This is a genomic window from Bacteroides sp. 4_1_36, from assembly GCF_003466325.1.
In the GTDB taxonomy this organism is placed as follows: domain Bacteria; phylum Bacteroidota; class Bacteroidia; order Bacteroidales; family Bacteroidaceae; genus Bacteroides; species Bacteroides uniformis.
The window spans coordinates 272624-290882 of sequence record NZ_QSOX01000003.1 but is presented as its reverse complement, the minus strand read 5'-3'; the positions used below and the strand labels follow the sequence as shown (position 1 = coordinate 290882).

The following is an 18259-nucleotide window of genomic DNA, read 5'->3' as shown; positions in this document are numbered from 1 at the left end:
TTATCTGTGTCACTTCAACGGTTCACTGCCCATAGTCAGCTCCAGCGTACCGCCGTCCACTATATCCTGATGCGTGAAGAATGGAGTCTCCAACTTATTGCCGTTCAGCACAATGCTCCGCACATACTTGTTGTCGCGGCTGTTGTTGTGGGCTATCACCTTGAACGACTTGCCGTCTTTCAGATGAACGGTCGCCTCGTTGAACAGCGGGCGTCCGATGGAATATACCGGCTTGCCGGGGCATACCTGATAGAAGCCCATCGCATTCAGAATGTACCATGCAGACATCTGTCCACAGTCTTCATTGCCCGAAAGTCCGTCGGGGTTGTTGAAGTAAAGCGTATGCAGCACCTCATCCACAATCTCCTGCGTACGCCAGGGCTGGCCTACGTAGTTGTAGAGATGGGCAATGTGATGGCTTGGCTCATTGCCGTGGGCATACTGGCCTATCAGACCGGAAATATCCACCGAGGTCGATTCACCTTCCAGCTTGGAATCGGCCGTGAACAGAGAATCCAACTTGCCGATGAAGGCGTCGCGTCCTCCCATCAGTTCCACCAGTCCGTCCACATCGTGGGGAACGAACCAAGTCCACTGCCATGCCGTACCTTCGCAATAGTCATCATTACGGTGATTGGAAGCGCGGGGGTTGAAAGGCGTACGCCAGTTGCCCTCACTGTCCAGTCCGCGCATGAAGCGGGTACTCGGATCGAAATAAACTTTATATCCCTCGGCAAAGGCCGCATACTTATCGCGGTTGGCTTCGTCGTCCAAGGCACCTGCCAGTACGGAGATACACCAGTCATCGTAAGCATATTCCAAAGCTTTAGCCACAGATTCATTGTCTTTATCGCAAGGCACGTAGCCAATCTTGTTCTTCCAGTACTTGGCCTGCGGCATCAGATGCGGCACAACCAAAGGATGGGTGATAATACCCGTCGTATCGTATTCTGCCGTACGGAGGCAAGCCTTGTAAGCCTCCTGCACGTCGAAGTTACGGTATCCCTTTACATAAGAATCCGCTATGAGGGAGGCTGCATGATAACCAATCATGGTACCCGTATAGTTTCCGGCCAGTTCCCACATAGGCAGGACGCCGCCCTCGCGGGACTTCTGGATGAGCGAACGGATGAAAGCCTCGTTCAGTTCAGGATCAATAATCGTCATCAGCGGATGATAGGCACGGAAAGTGTCCCATAAAGAGAAAATGGTGTAGATAGGCTCGTCCACCCTGCCTTGATGGGGCTTCAAGTCCATACCAAAGTAACGTCCGTCAGCATCGGTAAACAAGTTGGGCTGCATACCCGTGTGGTAAAGTGCCGTGTAGAACATGGTACGCTGGTCGTTGTCCTTCGTATCGATGTCAATCTTGGAAAGATAAGTGTTCCACTGCTGGCGGGCAGCACGGCGCACACCGTCAAAATCCCATCCGGAGATTTCGGCTTCCACATTCTTGCGGGCACCGTCCATATCCACGGCAGACACACCTACCTTTACCAATACCTCCTCATTGGGCTCCGTCTGGAATTGCAGTAAAGCTTTAGCTGTAGGCAGAAGCGGACCGCCTTCGTCCAATGCCATGGAGTCCGTGACCAGCGTATAGGTGAATGGTTTGGAGAACTTGGCATAGAAGTTGATATACTGGTCGAAAGCCCAATATACAGTCTTCTTGCGTCCACGGATTTCAGTATCGCTGATTACTTCCAGCTCCATCTGTTCATTCTTCTGGCGCTGGATACTGTAATCCAGGTCGAGGATAAAACCTGCATCTTCCGCTTTCGGGAAGGTATAGCGATGAATCGCCGCACGTTTGGTAGAGGTCAGTTCGGCTTTCACCCCGTAGCGGTCCAAAAATACGGAATAATATCCCGGTTCGGCTGTTTCATTCTCGTGGGAAAAGGCAGAGGCGTACGCCATCTGCTGGCTCTTCGAGCCCATGGAGTGGTAATCCTGCCGACCTACAGTGGGCATCAGCAGCACATCCCCGTAATCGGCACAACCCGTACCGCTGACGTGGGTATGTGAAAATCCGTTGATAGTAGTATCTGCATAGTAATATCCGGAGCAGGCATCCCACTCGTAGATACGCGTGTCGGGGCTGGGCTGAATCATCCCGTTGGGAACTACCGCTCCGGGATAGGTATGCCCATGTCCACCCGTACCGATGAACGGATTGACGTAAGACGCATAGTCCGGTGCCGTCTGGGTACAGCTGCAAACCGCCCCCAGCAGAAAAAGTCCGCCCAACAGTATGGAACTAGATTTCATGTTTTTCTTCATATTGTTTATTGTATAAGTAGGTGTATAGCTTCATAATAGAATCTTGTTATATGAGAATGCTTGAGGAGGGCCGCCCTATTACTTTGAGCAAAGCCCTCCTTTGTTTCATGTATGAAAAGGTTCAAGCATCCGTTTTCCGAAACCTCAGTTTACGGAAAACACGGCATCAGCGTACCTTCTTCATCGTATAGTTCTCACTCACGAAGTAAGGAACATCGGGGAAGATGTCGGTCTCAATCTCACCGCCTACATACTTATAGGGATTGATAGCCCATCTGTTGCCTAAGCCATAGATATGCATATCACCGTTAGGAGCAATAGCACCATCCATATAGTAATCATCATAGTTAGGATATGCTTTCCACTGGAAATTCTTGCTGTAAGTACCGAAATGCATCTTGTAGGTAGCAGGGTCTTCAGCATCGCCCTCATGAATGGTTTGCGGATAGATGAGCAGTGCACCGTTATAGTAATCGCAATGCATCGGATACTTACCGGTGATTTCGGGGAAAGTACCCCAGTTGTAAACCACATATCCGGTACCTTCTTCATCCTTCTCTATAATTACATTCTTCTCAAACTCCTGACTGCCTTTCCAATCCCACCAGCGAGGATTGCCTTCTTCATCCACATAGGTAAAGAGAGAGTTACTGGAAGTTACTTTCCACTCGCCGACCAAATCTTCATAACCCAACATTTTGCCCTGATAAGCTTCACCGATACGGCTCCAGTACTTGCCGCTCCACTCCACTTCATCATCAAAAAGTACTTTACTTATTTCCGAAAGCAACGTATAATACTGATACACCAGCGGTTTGGGATTGTAGAACATCTGAATGCCATAACCTTCATCTTTCACTTTCTGGAATTTGCTCTTGTCAAATCCACTCCAACCTCCGTTCAACTCATCATTAATCTTCCAAGGCAGCGGAGCATACTTGGATTTGGGCAGGTTCTCAAAATGAGACTCTTCACGGCCAAAGGCTCCCTCGGGATTCTGATTCTGGTAGTAACCGTAGGTCATATAGTCCACAATGTCACCTACCTTCATACCCTCTACCTCACCGTCTGGAGAGTCGAGCGAACCATATTCATACACACCAATCAACTTGTTGCCAAATACCTGGCGGCACTCATAAACCAAACGCGCGAAGTTGGCACGTGAGCGTGTTTCGAAGCCGGGGCTGGGATTGGAGTTGTTGTAGCTGGTGTACTCATCATCAAAGTCAATACCATCCAAACCATAAATATCCAAGTAGGCTTTCAGTTCCTTGGCAAAGTCTTTGGCAGCAGCTTCCGAAAGGTTACCCATACCAGCCTCGTCATGGTTGCCAAGAATAGTCATAGCCACCTTAATGCCCTTAGCCTGCAAAGGACGGATGAACTTATCCGCATTTCTCAGCAAGAAGGAAACCTGGTCATTGCAGAAAACATGTACGCGACCGGTCTTGCTATCCACATTGATGTTGGCAGCAAAAATGCTGACTACATCAAAGAAAGGCTTTCCGTTGCTCTTCATGGTATATTCACCCATATTCAAGATGTTCTCGTCATTTACTTCCACAAAGCAATGTGTAAGTATATCACCCTTACTGATACTCTCAGGAATAGCAGCCAAAGGCTTTACCAAGTAAATATATTCCTGATTGTTTGTAGAAACTTCCACACCGTTATTGGCAGATGCAGAAACGGCAACAGCATAAGTCTGTCCGATTGTGCCTCCGGCATTGATATTCAGTTCCACAGAAGCCGACTTCTGTTCGCCCGCCTTGATAGTGGCAGTTCCACCGTTCGCCAGGCTCAGCTTATCGGCGGGATACATTTTATAGCTTGTTCCATTCTTCTTATTGTAAGCCTCCAAAACGTCTTCGTCCACTTTGAAGGTCACCGTAACATCCTGCTCTGCAGCTTTGCTCAGTTCAAAATAGAGATGTCCGGTAGCAACCTTGTCGCCAAAAACAGAAATCGGAGTAAGTTCACGTGCACCGGCGGCAGACTTTACATAGCCATACACGCCATCCACAGTATCCAGCTTGTCACTGTTGCCGGTGTTGATGACAACATCATCTTCACAACCGGTGAAGCATATTCCTGCACATGCAAAAGCCATTGCCAGCAAGCCTGATTTTACATGATTCATATATTTCATAATCAATATCTTTTTATTTGAATTAAGGTATAACTAAATTATTTAGCGGGCAGTTCCACAGCAGTCCAAGTCAATGATTCCACTGCAGTAGCATTGTTCTCATTTCCGCTATAATCGTGAATGGCAGTACCGGCGCCCTCATCGAACTTCCAGTAAGAAACCAGTCCGTCAGCATCCGGCTCTACCTGGTAGAAGTGGTCCTTTGCATTGATTTCTGCTGATGTCAACACCTTGTTCCAGATACGCACCTCTGAGATATTACCTTCCAACCAACGGTCACGATTGTATGAATGGCCAATCCAGAATCCGTTACCTTCATCGGTCATGGTCTGGCCCCAGTTCACGACTCCGCAGTCCAAAGTAGTCTCCAGCATATTCTTACCATTGATGTAGATTATAACTGTTCTTGCATCCGCATCGTAGGTCACAGCGATATGTGTCCATTCGTTTGTCGGAATAACCAGACTCTCATCGGTCACATTGCCGCTACTTGTAGCCACCTGCAACTGGTTTTGAGGAATTCCGGCATCACCGATGCGGAGCAGGAACTTACCTTCGATACCCATAATGGAAGTCAGCATCTTGTCAAACTTGCTTACACGAATCAACGCTTCTGCCGTCAGCTTATTCATATTATTGGCTACATCTGGATTGGTCCAAGTTACGTAAACCAGATTCTTGGTAATATCAGGAACCGTATTAATCAATGCGGCACCCTTCAGCACGTAGTACATGGTACCGGAGCTCTTCAAGACTCCGATGCTTGCCTGGTCTACCGTAACCGGCAATACATATACCTTCTCACGGTCCAGCTCCGTCAAGTTCTTGAAGCTGACAGTGATGTCGTCTGAAATGACAGCACCGGCCAAAATGGTAGCCTGCGGAGTTTCTACCGTATAATAGTTTTCCGGCAGAGCCTCGGCTGTGTCATAATAGGTAGCGTTATAAGTAGCTACCAGTGAAGGGTCCGCCTTCAAGGCAATAGTTATATCCTGCGATTCAGGACGGGCCATTGAAATCCGGAATGAACCTTCCGTATCGGAAACAGTGTTTTTCAACAACACAGTACTGGTCATCGCCGAGCCGTTGATATACACCTGATTATCGAAATTCTCAACGTCATTATCATTACAAGCAGCAAATACACCTGCCAATAATGCCATCGATACTAAATATATACTTTTCAGTTTCATGATATTCTTTTATTTTTTAGGAGCAGGATTCATAATATTGATAGCTTCTCTCACGTATTGATAGGTATTGGTAGCATTGTAATAATCATTCTGCATGTTCTCAATAGCCAGACCAGCTTTTGTAAACTCTGCAGACGGTTCTGTCACCCAATAAGCAGCTTCCGACAGAGCTCTCAAAGCATTGTAATATCCGGTAGTCTTATCTGTTGTATCCAGAGAGACGGTAGATGCCGATACAATGAAGCGGTCAGCCGGAACACCGTCTGCCATCAAGGCCTGAAGCGCTTCTATCCCCAGTTGGGCAACATCCGTGACATCATTTGTAATCAAGATGATATGGTCACAAGAAGAGAGCACAGACTGGCCTATCAGGTTGGCAGGATACCCCTGGAACACCAGTTGCTTACCTGAATTGGCACTCTTCCAGTTGGATATCACACCGAAGAAAGTATCCTGATTTGCCTTTGCTTCAGCCTTGTCGGCTTCGGACATGTAGATAGGATTGCTACCACGATACTCGGCTACAATACCGTCGAAAGGTGCTTCAAGAGCTATCAGTCTGTTCAGCTCAGCCGACAGATAAGCCGAGAATGCAGATGTTTCTGTTCCTTCTTTCACCTTGTCGGTATGTTCCTTCAAGATATTGTCATAGCTGATGGAATAGAATACTTTCGTTCCCTTCTCATGTACATTTGCAATATCTTCCAATTCGAATTCCGCCAAATCGGGAGTAGTTGCGATAATTACGTCCAGGCTGTCGGGAACATCCGACATGTGCTGCCCGCGGCTGAAAGGAACTTTCTCACTATTATCAAACCAGCCGTATACAATCTTATGGTCAGAATTCTTGTATTCCTGCAAGTTCTTCAGATACTTGGCATACAGTTCGGGAGACTGTTCGTCGATTCCGGGTTCTTTCAGTTTAATACTCTCTGAATCCGTCCAGTCGGAGCAGGCAGACAATGCCAATACGGAAAAAGCTGCCAGCGCGATTCCTTTGAATGATTTCTTATATAATTTCATAATTATTCAGCATTTATTGTTATTATTTGCGTGCCCACCATACGTCAGTAGCCATGTTGTCCGGTCCACCCAGATAGCTGTTTACTGCCTCTTGCACGTTTTCAGTATTACTTGTATATTCTTCAGAAGGATAAGGCATACGGCGTGCACCTTTCTCGCTATCAACAATTCCACCACTCAAGTTACCTTCACTGGTTGCAGGCAACAGTTTGGGATAGCCTGTACGGCGATAGTCAGCCCAAGCTTCGTTACCTAACGGCCAATTCGCAATCCACTTCTGGGTAATGATACGTTCCTGTTTTTCTTCCTTGGATGCCCCTTCATTCCACTTGACAGTAATGGCTGAAAGGTTCTTTTCATAAGTATTAAGACCGGCGGGATCTTTGTAAAGAGCAGGTACACTGCTTTCATCAGCCAGATAGCTGTCTACACCGGTAGCTCCCCACTGTTCGAAAGAGAGACGGACACCTTGTTCATAAAAATCAGCAGCGGTTCCTTTCATGTTGAAACCATAGATTGCAGTGGCTTCAGCACGCAAAAAAGCAACTTCTGCCGCATTCATCCAAAGCACGGGATCAGAAGAGGAAATCTTCACACGTGAATAATTGATGAAATACTCCTTCATCTTACTGAGGTTGATACCGCGACGTAATCCTACATAAGTCTCTCCAGGCCATTTTGATTCCTCAAAATAGCTGGCACGACGATTGTCGTTGTAACCGTTCATGTAGCAGATGATGTCGGCAGCAGGATGGGTATCACCACCTGAAGCTTCTTCATTGTAACGTACTGCCACAAACAACGGATTGCTAATTGTACCGAAATACTTCCATGTAGCATTGTCTGCATTTGTTTCAATCAGACCCAACTCGTGATTCACTGCACTTTCAGCCATTTCTTTAGCCTTAGCAGGGCTTACATTGGCAATACGGATAGCCAAACGCAGTTTCAATGAATTGGCAAACTTCACCCACTTCTGTACATTACCACTGTACACGAAATCTGCAGAAGCAACCAACGCCGCATTTCTGTTTTCAGTCAGCACCTCGATGGATTCGTCCAGTTCCTTGAAGAATGCGTTATATACTTCTTCCTGCGTATCATAAGGAATGGTAATCTTGCCATCCTGACCGATTTTAGAATAAGGAATAGGACCATACGCATCAGTCACGCGACTCATGGCAGCAACCTTTATGATTTGAGCAATGGCATAAGGAACCGGATTATTGGTATTCTCCGATACTTGTTTCACTGTGCTCAAGTTACCGTAAAGTGTTGAAATGATACGGTCACTTATCAAGAACACACGCGTCCAGTCATTTGTAGCATTAAAATTGGATATTGTATTGGACCAGCCGGCATTTGAATCGGCAAAATAACCTCCCAACGGTCCACCCAACAAACAATCAGTAAACTGTGCCGTATTGACATCTGATGAGATAACCGTACTTGCCAAGTTACTCATGGCAGAACCCAGTGCATAATCATCCGGAGTCAAATCACCCGGTTGATAAGGATTGGAGTTGATATCCATATAATTGCCGGTACAGGACATAAAGCCCATAACCAACGGAGCAACAATCAATTTATTTATAATATTTTTCTTTTTCATATCGTTTGGTATTAAAATTTAAAGCTCAAGCTAAAGCCGATGTTACGCAAAGCCGGCATCATGAAATAGTCTATTCCCTGATAAAAGTTATCGGTAGAAGCTACACTTTCGGGATCGAAAGGAGCCTTGCTGTAAATCATCCACAAGTTGCGGCCTACCAACGAAACCTTGATATCGCACACATCATTCAACAACTTTCTGGGGATGGTGTAACCCAAAGATACTTCCTGCAGACGAACATTGGTAGCAGAATAAGTGTAGTATTGGGGAACAGACGTGCCGCTACCTACTACACCGTACCATGTTTCGGGGTTTACCTTATCTCTACCATTCACCAACACGTAACCTAAATCACGTGCATCGGCAGAAGCCTCGGACACACCGTAATAGTCCAACATAGCTTGTGTACGTGAGTAAACCACACCACCCAAACGGGCTGAAATCAAGAAACCTGCTGTGAAATTCTTCCAAATGAAGTTATTACGCCAAGCCAAATTACCTTTAGGAAGTACGCTTCCCAACTTGATGTATTTATCCGGGTCCGTTATGGCTTCCGTAGCAACCGTTCCATTTTGGTCCACAAAAATCTGTCCATTGGCATCACGTTTCATATCTCGCAGTGAGTAAAGGTCACCCATGCTCCCACCTTCTTTCAGCAAGAAGCGGGCATCACCTAAGCCACCCATATTCAACGTGCTCAAAGAGAACAGCTCACCGGTAACGGGATTGATGGCATTGTCTGCCAAAGTCAGGATTTTATTCTTGTTACTGGAGAAGGTTATACCGGTATCCCATGTAAAATCTTTCCAGGTATTCTTGTAATTCAGCGACAACTCAATACCGGAGTTACGTACGGCACCAGTCTGGATATACATAGCCGACCAACCGCTGACAGGCAACTGCGGGTTGAATGTCTGGTTCATAGTCTTGGCATTGTAATATGTCACGTCCAATTCAAAGTTCTTGAGGAAACGCATGTTCAAACCGATTTCCCAAGAATTGGTACGTTCAGGTTTCAAATTGTACAACGGATATTGGGTCGTGATACTCCACTGGCCGGAACTTGAATTCCATTCATAGTGAGGATTAGCCAAATATCTGGAGAAAGCACTACCAACAGATGCCCATGAACCACGAACCTTTATAAAAGAAAGATAATCTTTGTTCAAGTTAGGCATTAGCTCAGACAGTACAACAGAACCACCGACTGAAGGATAGAAGAATGATTTGCTGTTGGAGTTGGGACCTGCCAGCTGTGAAGGCCAGTCGTTACGTCCGGTCAGCGTCAAGAAGTAAGTGTTCTTGTAACCAAGCTCAGCCGAAGCGAAGAGAGACTGGGTCTGTTCACGCCATCCTTCCTGCAAACGCTGTGTCTTGCTGGCACTCAGGTTCTGGATGGCAAAGTAGTTGGTCAAACCTACCGGTTCGCCGCTGAAGGCATCGCCACCATCAGCAATCGGACCACGTGTTTTCATTGCATCCGAACGTATATCGGAGAATGAACCACCGACGTTGGCCTGGAGTGACCAATCTTCACCGAAATATTTGTTGATACTCACCAGGAAGTCTGCATACAACTGTTTGTCCTGCGTCTTGGTAATACCATAAAGACCTCGTGAAGAGCTCTCGGTGAGCTGTGTATTGGTAGAAGCATAGAACTTTTCTGTATAATCATTGTTGGAGTTATCCAAACGTACACGTCCTGAAACAGTCAGCCAGTCCAGAATCTTATAGCTCAAACCGGCATTCAGCATATAGCGGTCCTTCTTGTTCTGGCGCAGATTGCGGTAGTTAATCCAATAAGGATTCTGCATTACCATACCTTCGTCACCTACCGGCCAGTATTGCGTATAAATTTTACGGGCAGCGTCATAGCGCTCATACATGCTGATATCAGACCAGTCGTTGCTGCGCGGGAACAAATAAGCACCCACCAACGGGTTGTTGTAAGTACCCTGGTTCGTCATGTTCTGGTCATTCTGCAGAATATAGCTTGCACCGAAATCCAGAGTCATCTTGTCGTCCAGGAAAGTAGTGGTGTTACGTACCGTAAAGTTGTAACGGTTGTATTTGTTGTTGGGAACAATACCCTTGGAGTTTACAGCAGCAGCCGATGCATACGTCTGGTTTTTCTCTGTACCGGTTGACAAAGAAATGCTCTCTGTTCCTACAATACCCGTCTGGAAATAATCATCTCTCGGGCTGTAATTGTAGTTATTGGCTGCAGACAAAGGCGCTCCCCAGCTCATGGCTCCTGAAGTGCTCATCACACCACCGGTTCCCGTACCGTAACGGTTTTGGAAGCTCGGCATCACAAACGGATTGGTGAATTCAGTATTACTGCTGACAGTAAGGCTCACCTTACCTTCTTTACCTTTCTTTGTAGTAATGACAATGGCACCGTTGGCAGCTTCCGAACCATACAAGGCAGCAGCGGCGGCACCAGTCAGGACTGACATTGACTCGATGTCTTCCGGGTTGATATCGGCAATCGGTTCTGAAGATCCCTGGGAGTCGAACTCCTTACCTCCGGCAGTACCACGGCCAGAGAAAATAGGCACACCGTCAATTACATAAAGTGCATTGGAAGACTGCATGATAGATTTCGTACCACGCATCACTACCTTTGATACACCACCTACACCGGATGAAGAAGCATTGATGTTCACACCCGCTACCTTACCACTCAATGAGTTCACAAAGTTGGCATCTTTATTGGAAGTAATGGCATCTGTATTCACCTGCTGTACATTGTAGGACAATGCCTTTTCCGAACGCTTGATACCGAGTGCAGTAACCACAACTTCTTCAAGCTGTTGGGTATCTCCGGCCATCATTACATTAATCGGCGCATTACCTTTCACGGGGATTTCCTGCGTAGTATAACCGATATAAGAGAATACAATCACCGGATTCGCCTCCGTAGTGGTCAGCGTAAAGTTACCGTCGAGGTCGGTAATACACCCGTTGCTGGTACCTTTTATCAATACATTCACACCAATCAGAGGTCCCATGTCATCTGACACGACTCCGGTAATCGTCCGTTCTTTCCCTTGTTGGTTGCCCTCTTGAGGAGCAGCAGACTTTTCAGAAAGATAAACGATGTTATCCTCCACTTTATAGGAAATGTCTTTCCCTTTGAGAATAACATTCAAAGCATCTTCTATAGACGCATTGTTCACTTTGACGTTTTCTACCGGCAACGCAGCCAGTTTGTCGTCATAAAAAAATTGATACTTGGATTGAGACTTGATTTGTTCAATGACTGTCCCCAATGTGCCGCGAGACACATTCAGGTTTAACTGGGCAAAGCCCCACTGGATAGAAACTGCCATGAACAACAAAACTAATAAAGCCCGCATGAACGTCGAACTCCGAAAAGCATAATTGTCTTTCATAAACACAATTTATAGGTTATACAATAAATTACTTCGAGAGATTCATTCTCTCGCATTCCTATATAAAACAACAGACAATGAAAATACACTTACTGAAAAAGTATCTTTTTTATCATTAATCCTAAAAAAAAGAGTTACCCCGAAAACAAGTTGATATATCATTTTGCTCAATATTACTAACGAAGCAAATAATTATTTCCACCTGATTCAAGAAAAACACCTATAATACAGATAGTAAATAACAAAATGATATATCAACTTATTTTCGAGGCAACCCTTTTCTTACTATATTATTACTATTCTTTACTTCTTCAGTTCATTCGAGAAAGAATAAGGATAATCTTCCGGCTGCGTACCTCTCTTCATATTAGGCTGGCTGCCCATATCAAACCTCAAGGTACCGCCATTCAGCAAATCGCCATGCGTCAGATAATTCCTGGAATAATCCACGCCGTTCACCTTGAGAGACTCGATATACATGTTCTCCGGTGAGTTATCCGGAGCGTCAATTGTCAGGGACTTACCGTTCTCGAAATGGAGGGTAGCCTTACGGAACAGAGGGGCGCCCAATACATACTCGTCCGTACCAGGGCAAACCGGATAGAAACCAAGTGCAGAGAAGACATACCACGCGGAAGTCTGACCGTTGTCCTCGTCACCGCAATAACCGTCGGGACCGGCAGTATACATGCGGTTCATTACCTGACGAAGCCAATATTGGGCCTTCCAAGGTTCCCCGGCGTAGTTATAAAGGTAAATCATGTGCTGGATGGGCTGGTTGCCATGGGCATAGTTACCCATATTCATCACTGTCATCTCACGGATTTCATGGATTACCTGGCCGTAGTAGCTGTCATCGAACAAGGGCGGGACAATAAATACAGAGTCAAGCATCTCTACGAAAGACTCTTTTCCACCCATCAGGTCTATCAGACCTTGAGGGTCGTGGAATACAGACCAGGAATAGTGCCAGCTGTTACCTTCAGTAAAGGCGTCACCCCACTTCAAAGGAGAGAAAGGAGACTGGAACTGGCCGTCTTGATTACGACCACGCATCAGCTTGCTTTCCTTATCAAATACATTCCTATAGTTCATGGCACGTTCCGCAAAGAGTTTCTGCTCCTTCTTCGGACGGTTCAGTTCTTTTGCCATGCGGTAGATGCACCAGTCATTATAAGCATACTCCAAAGTACGGGCAGTGTTCTCGTTGATTTTCACATCGTAGGGAACATAACCAAGCTTGTTGTAATACTCATAGCCGAGGCGACCCGTAGAAGAGACCTCGGGATGGACATTCTTTGTACCGTTGATGAGACCTTCGTACAACGTCTGCACATCCTCCACCTTCACACCTTTCAGATAGGCATCTGCCAGTACGGAAGCAGAGTTGTTGCCAATCATACAGCCACGGTGACCCGGACTTGCCCATTCGGGGAAGAAACCGCTTTCCTTATAGGTGTTGACAAGACCTTCCTGAATCTGCCTGTTCACCGACGGATACATCAGGTTGAGGAATGGGAAAAGACAGCGGAAAGTGTCCCAGAAACCGGTATCCGTATACATATAGCCGGGCAACACTTGCCCATTGTAGGGACTGTAATGAATCGGATTTCCCGCCTCATCCAGTTCATAGAATGCACGCGGGAACAACAAGGAACGATACAAACATGAGTAGAAAGTACGGTACTGGTCAAGGGTTCCGCCTTCCACATCAATACGGCCCAGCACCTTGTTCCAGGCATCCTGACCTTTCTGAACCAGTGTTTCCAAATTGTCATTGCCAAGCTCCTTCAAGTTACGGTCAGCCTGCTCAAAACCGATGAAAGAAGAGGCTACACGGGCATGTACCACTTCACCCTTACGGGTTTTGAAACCGATAACAGCACCGGCATGTCCGGCTTCCTGCTCAACCTTATTCTCGGTCAAGACGCCATCGGCTACAGACGCCTTATAAGTAAAAGGCTTGTCGAACTCTATCACGAAATAGTTCTTGAAGTTCTCGGGAACACCGCCGCTGTTACGGGTAGTATAACCGATAATACGATTCTGTTCCGGAAGTATCTTCACATAAGAGCCCTTGTCAAAGGCATCGACAACAATGTATGAATGATCATTTTCAGGGAAAGTGAAACGGAACAATACGGCACGGTCGGTAGGGGTGAACTCGGTAACCACATCGTGTTCGGCAAGATATACCTTATAATAATGAGGAAGTGCTACTTCGCCCTTGTGGGAGAACCAGCTTGCACGCTTCTCTTCATCAAACTCGGGTTTGCCAACCACCGGCATAATGGAGAACTGCCCGTAGTCGTTAATCCAGGGACTGGGCTGGTGTGTCTGCTTGAAACCACGGATCTTGTTCGCGGTATAGACGTATTGCCAGCCGTCACCCATCTTACCTGTCTGAGGAGTCCAGAAGTTCATACCCCAGGGACGTGCGATCGCAGGATAGGTATTACCGGTGGAAAGCTCGAAAGTAGACTGCGTGCCGACAAGAGGACTGACATACCGGGTAAAGTCTTTGGCATGCAGCCATAAAGCACTGCTCACAAAAAAAAACAATAGGATTAATTTTCGCATAATATTAGAAAGTTGTTAGTATTAAATAAATTCTTCTCGTCATATCTCGAATTTGTGCGGCCTTCCTACTTCATTGAGGAGAGGAAAACACTGTTCCCCACAATTTTATACTCCAATGGAATGGCATTCTTTATCAGATTCAGCACAGCCCCTACACTCTCTTTTTTCTTCAGTGTACCCGAGTAAGTCTTGCTTACATCTATGTTCGGTGCCAGAATTACCCTCACCCCATACGAATTCTCCAATGTACGCGCAATGGTGTATAGGTCAGCCTTCTCAAAGACAAACTCATTATTGTGCCAGTTTTCGATTCCCGTATCCACCTGCTTCACCACCAGACGCCTAGTCATTCCGTTCAGCTCGGCTTTCTGTCCGGGGGCAAGGATAATCATACCCTCGCCATGATTACCTTTCACCTCTACTTCGCCTTTCAAAAGGGTAGCTACTGCAGACATCTTAGCCTTGTCAGACTTGAGGTTGAAAACAGTTCCCAATACTCTGACCTGCATGACCTCACTCTGTACGACAAACGGTTTTTCCGGATTCCTCATCACCTCAAAATATCCTTCTCCTTCCAGATAAACCTTTCTTCCCTTCCCTGCAAACTCATGTGGATATTTCAGGGTAGTGTTTTTATTCAGCCAGACTTTGGTTCCATCCGGCAGTTTCAGTTCCTTAATCTTATCATGAGTGGTGACAGCCAGTAATGTTTCCGGCTGGCTATAAGTCTGATAAAAAAGATAGCCGAAAGTACCCAAAAGGAAGAAGCCCACAAATACGGCCGCATACCGTATCCACCCAACCATCCTCCGTACCTTGTATTGTTTCGTCTTCTCTTGTTCCAGCCTTTTAAACAATCGCTTTTCGGCCTTTTCTATGTCTTGTGTATTCGAAGTATCCCCCAGTCTCCCCAAGTGGTAAATCTCCTCCAGCCTGAACAATTCGCGTGCATTCTCACCCGACTCTTCCAGCCAGGCGTTCACCTCACGAAGTTCATCTTCCGTACATTCACCCATAAGGAACTTGGCCAATATCTCCTCATTCAACTTATTCATTCTTTCCTTCATTATGATAATAAAACAACGCTGCTCGCAAAAACACTTACTTTCCCGATGAAAAACAGAGCCAACATCAGGTTCAGATACCCCAGTTTATCACGCAGCAACTTCAAAGCTTTGTACATGTGGGCCTCCACCGTACGCAATGACACTCCCATTGTATCAGCTATCTCCTTATTCTTCATATCATGCAGATAGCTGAGTTTGAATACCATCCGGCACTTGTCCGGCAATTCATTGATGGCATCGGACAGCTTCCTCCTGAGTTCGGCATCCTCTATCCGTTTCACCACATCATTGCTGTCAGGTTGATAGAACTCAACCCTCTTTTTATGGATTTCGAGCATGACAGCCTCATAGCCACTCACAATGTCCCGATGCTTCAGAACGTTCAAGGCACGGGTATACACCGCCCTATACAGAAAAGCCTGAATCTGCTCTCCCACCTTCATGGTATCTTTCCGCTTCCACAGCTCCACGAAAACATCCTGTACCACATCTTCCGCATCTTCTTCCCCCACAATGCGTGTGGCATAGAACAGCAGGTTGGTATAATACCTGCGGAAAAGGGATTTATATGTCAAGTCGAAATGTTCATTCATATGTTAGCCGGTTATCGGGGACTGTACCATGCCTGACCTGGCTTATCCCCCATTTCAAATTCGAAAACACTTCCATCCATTATCTGTTCATGCGTAATATAACTTTTGTCATAGTTCTTACCGTTGAGTTTGACAGATTGAATGTAGCAATTTTCCTTGCTCACCGCCGGCGCCAGTACCGTAAAGGTCTTTCCACCGGGCAGGTGCATCTTCATTTCCGGATATAGGGGGGTACCGATTTCATATTTTCCACCAACCGGGTCTACCGGATAAAAGCCCATCGCACTGAACACATACCAGGCGGACATCTGTCCGCAATCCTCGTTGCCGCACAAACCGGCAGGAGTGTTCAGGTAGAGTTCACGCATCACCCGGGCTGCATATTTCTGGGTTTTCCAAGGTTGATCCACAGCATTGAACAGATAGATGACGTGATGGCTAGGCTCATTTCCATGCGCATACTGGCCAATCATCCCGGTGCTGAAAATAGGCAACTCATCATCTGCAGAAGGATTGTAAGTAAACATACTGTCCAGCTTCTGGGCAAACCGTTCCTTACCTCCGGTCAAAACTATCAAACCGTCAATATCCTGCTGCACAGACCAGAAGTATTGCCAGCCGTTGCTCTCGCAGATGTGCGGAGTATAGTCGTCCGGCGAGAAGTTCCGGATAAACTCTCCCTTGTCATCACGGGGCTGCATGAAAGAACTTACCGGATTGTAGACATTCCGGTAATTACGGGAACGCTTATAAAACTCGTCCGCAACCTCCTTATCGCCCAGCTTCTCTGCCATACGGGCTATACAATAGTCATCATATGCATATTCCAGTGTTTTAGAAAGTGACCAGTTTTCCGAATTATACTGATCTGTCACATTATAAGGAACATAGCCATATTTCTTATATAACCCAATGCCACGATAGGAATCGATATTGGCAGTAGCTACACAAGCCTCCAAGGCCTTTTTCGCATCGAAGTCCCCAATACCTTTCAGATAGGCATCTACAATAACCGGCACAGAGTGGTAACCTATCATCATATCTGTCTCGCCCCCCTGAAAATTCCATACGGGAAGGCGGCCGTTCTGTTCGAAGAAGGCGAGGAAGGACTTCACCATATCATTCACCCGTTCCGGCTCAATAAAAGTATAGAGAGGATGAGCCGCACGGTAAGTGTCCCACAAGGAGAAAGTACTGTAATTTGTCCAGCCCTCTACCCGGTGCACTTGCTTGTCGGGACCGTAATAGGCGCCGTCCACATCACTGTAAATGGTAGGAGCAATCATCGAATGATATAAAGCTGTATAGAACTTGACTTTCTCATCGCGGTCATCGCATTTTATTTCTATCCGGGACAATTGTTCGTTCCAATCATCCTGCACAGCAGCCAGGTATTTGTCGAAATCATCATCAGGTACTTCTGCTGCTAGATTACGTGCCGCCCCTTCCATACTTACACCGGAGATGGCAGTACTGACAAGAATCTGTTCTCCTTCCTTAGTCTGAAAGTCGAATCGTGCAATGACAGATGTCCCTATCCGCTTGCCTTCTTTCTCTATGGCAGCTGTATCGAGCTGCATCGCAGCAAACGGTTTGGAGAAACGTGTACGGAAGTAGAGGCGCTGGTCGCGTGCCCAACCGTCAGAGTAACGGTAACCTTGCACCGTTACCGAATCGACGGCTTCTATGTGAGAATCATTGGTAAAATCCCAATTCATGGCTTTCCGCAAATTCAGGAAAACGGCAGCATCGGCTTTTGGGAAAGTATACCGCTGAATGCCACAACGCTCGGTGGCCGTCAACTCTACATTTATATTATAATCTTTCAGACGCACCTGATAATATCCAGCGCTTGCCGACTCTTCCGAATGAGAGAACAAAGAGTGAATGCCGAGCGGAGCTTCCGCCTCCTTATAAGGCAATGTCACCGGCATAAAAGAGATGTCATACAAGTCACCAGCGCCGGTTCCGGAGAGATGGGTATGGCTAAAGCCTGCAATGGTACTGTCCGGATAAAAATATCCGGAAATACGGTCCCAGCCCGGCAGTCCGTTGTCAGGACTGAGCTGCACCATGCCAAACGGCGCCTGAGCACCCGGATAGGTGTTTCCAGTAAAATCTGTACCGATAAAGGGATTCACAAACTCTGTATAAGACACACTCTTCACATCCGACACCTGCGAGGTGCATGCCAGAAAGGATGAAAAGACCACAAACAAACAACAAGATTTTATCAAATTCATAACATTATAGGGTTAACGTGTATAGTATAACAACCTAACCGGATAAAACACTTACACATCTTGTCACTTTTCTACAGAATTCATGCAAACAAAAGTAATACAAAATTCCGATTAATCCTCT

10 protein-coding genes are annotated in these 18259 nt (G+C 46.3%); all 10 read right to left on the bottom strand.

Translation table 11 applies throughout. The features are described from left to right. Positions 1–9: 9 nt before the first annotated feature. Positions 10–2280: a GH92 family glycosyl hydrolase gene (locus DXD65_RS05540; RefSeq protein ID WP_005828868.1), complete on the bottom strand. Its 2271-nt coding sequence runs from the start codon at positions 2278–2280 to the stop codon at positions 10–12. Between the two features lie 166 nt (positions 2281–2446). Then, positions 2447–4429 carry a BT_3987 domain-containing protein gene (locus tag DXD65_RS05535; protein ID WP_044467815.1) on the bottom strand — a complete coding sequence of 661 codons (1983 nt, stop codon included), beginning with the start codon at positions 4427–4429 and terminating at the stop codon, positions 2447–2449. A gap of 38 nt (positions 4430–4467) precedes the next feature. Then, a complete protein-coding gene (locus tag DXD65_RS05530) occupies positions 4468–5622 on the bottom strand; it encodes a DUF1735 and LamG domain-containing protein (RefSeq protein WP_117887405.1) in 1155 nt (384 codons plus the stop codon). 9 nt (positions 5623–5631) lie between these two features. Further along, positions 5632–6645, bottom strand: a complete 1014-nt coding sequence (locus DXD65_RS05525) for a glycoside hydrolase family 18 (protein WP_005835485.1) — start codon at positions 6643–6645, stop codon at positions 5632–5634. Between the two features lie 22 nt (positions 6646–6667). Continuing rightward, entirely contained in the window at positions 6668–8257 is a 1590-nt protein-coding gene (locus DXD65_RS05520; protein WP_005828876.1) for a RagB/SusD family nutrient uptake outer membrane protein, read from the bottom strand. 11 nt (positions 8258–8268) lie between these two features. Beyond that, positions 8269–11655 (bottom strand): TonB-dependent receptor, encoded by a 3387-nt coding sequence (locus DXD65_RS05515; protein WP_035449952.1) that lies wholly within the window; start codon positions 11653–11655, stop codon positions 8269–8271. A 303-nt stretch (positions 11656–11958) separates the two neighbouring features. Continuing rightward, a complete protein-coding gene (locus DXD65_RS05510; protein ID WP_005828880.1) occupies positions 11959–14235 on the bottom strand; it encodes a GH92 family glycosyl hydrolase in 2277 nt (758 codons plus the stop codon). A 65-nt stretch (positions 14236–14300) separates the two neighbouring features. Further along, on the bottom strand, positions 14301–15290 hold the full coding sequence (locus tag DXD65_RS05505) for a FecR family protein (protein ID WP_005835480.1): 990 nt from the start codon (positions 15288–15290) through the stop codon (positions 14301–14303). Between the two features lie 11 nt (positions 15291–15301). Beyond that, entirely contained in the window at positions 15302–15895 is a 594-nt protein-coding gene (locus DXD65_RS05500; protein WP_005828885.1) for an RNA polymerase sigma-70 factor, read from the bottom strand. An 11-nt stretch (positions 15896–15906) separates the two neighbouring features. Further along, positions 15907–18138 (bottom strand): GH92 family glycosyl hydrolase, encoded by a 2232-nt coding sequence (locus tag DXD65_RS05495; RefSeq protein WP_016272631.1) that lies wholly within the window; start codon positions 18136–18138, stop codon positions 15907–15909. Positions 18139–18259 lie beyond the last annotated feature (121 nt).